The organism is Paracoccus salipaludis (assembly GCF_002287065.1).
Taxonomy (GTDB): Bacteria; Pseudomonadota; Alphaproteobacteria; order Rhodobacterales; family Rhodobacteraceae; genus Paracoccus; species Paracoccus salipaludis.
In genome coordinates, this window is record NZ_NSJZ01000076.1 from 1 (window position 1) to 1,099 (window position 1,099).

A 1,099-nucleotide genomic window follows, 5' to 3' on the forward strand; every position below is an offset into this window, starting at 1 on the left:
CCCGCTCCAAGTCTGCAATCCGCTGATCCTTGCCCTTCAGTTCCGCCTCCAGCATGGCGATGCGGATCAGGGTTTCGTCGGGGGGTGGCACCTGTTGCCTATCAATGGTGACAGCTTTGACAGTGGCAATATCAGAGCGGTCTGACAGCCATTTTAACAGGTCGGCAGGCTCGATCTGCCAGCGGTTCCGGTTGTCCCTTCTAGCAAAAAGGTGCCCATCTTTTATGGCATTCATGATGGTGCCGCGCGAAACCTGAGCGCGGCTTGCGGCCTGCTGTGGTGTCAGCATTTGCAGTGATCTGTCAGTGACAATATCAGTTAGTTGTCACTTCTCGTTGTCAGATTTGCCACCTTCGATCACGTCCAGCCGGTAGCGTTCGACCGCCTGCCCGTGGGTGTTGATGTTGCCCCGGAAGGCACCCTCGGGCGTCACGGTGATGATCTTGTTGCGGCCGCGCTTCACCCGGCGGATCGCCCCAATTTCCTCAAGCAGGTTGAGAGAGCGTGCCATCTGGGCTTTGTCGGTGCGAGTGAGATCGCAGAGGTCGGCGGCGGTCTTCGTGCACTCGTAGGACTGCCAAGACAGGTAGCGGCAAATGATCCAGAGGATCGACATGGCCTCTTTGGCCTGTCCGGCAGTCTTTGCCGCCTCGAACAGGCGTTCGGTCACGGCGTCCTGATACTGGAAAGCGATGGACACGTTGCCCCCTCCGAAGAAGTCGAACTCGATCTGGTTGCTGGCAGACAGCTCTTTCAAGGCCGTGGCGGCTTGGCGGGCCTTCACGGCGCGCTCCGGACTGCTTTCCTGAAGGGCTTGTTGATCTGCCAGCAGGGCGGCCTGATCGTAGGCCCCCCGGCGGCGCAGGGCGCGATCGGTCAGATCCGCTAGCGGGTTCGGGTTGTGGTGCTGGCGCGGCGTAGCCGCGCCGACCAGCACGGCGATCGATTGCACCGGGGCGCCATTGCGCCGCTGTGCTGCCTGGGTGGCCTTGGCAAGCTCGATTTCCTCTTGCGACACGCCCGACCGGCGCAGCTCGTGGATGGTCGCTTTAGGCATCGTGCGCTCCGACAGTTGACTACCAGTCAACTACAGTTGACC

General features: G+C 61.1%; 2 protein-coding genes. Both read right to left on the reverse strand.

Annotated elements, in window-relative coordinates; genetic code table 11:
• A partial coding sequence (locus CK240_RS17585; protein ID WP_135058934.1) for a helix-turn-helix domain-containing protein occupies positions 1–289 on the reverse strand: 289 nt, incomplete at its 3' end.
• A 36-nt stretch (positions 290–325) separates the two neighbouring features.
• Positions 326–1,057: a helix-turn-helix domain-containing protein gene (locus CK240_RS17590; RefSeq protein WP_095641543.1), complete on the reverse strand. Its 732-nt coding sequence runs from the start codon at positions 1,055–1,057 to the stop codon at positions 326–328.
• Positions 1,058–1,099 lie beyond the last annotated feature (42 nt).

Coding starts and splice junctions, on each gene's coding strand:
- CK240_RS17590 (WP_095641543.1), bottom strand. CDS start 1,057: ATGCCTAAAGCGACCATCCACGAGCTGCGCCGGTCGGGCGTGTCGCAA.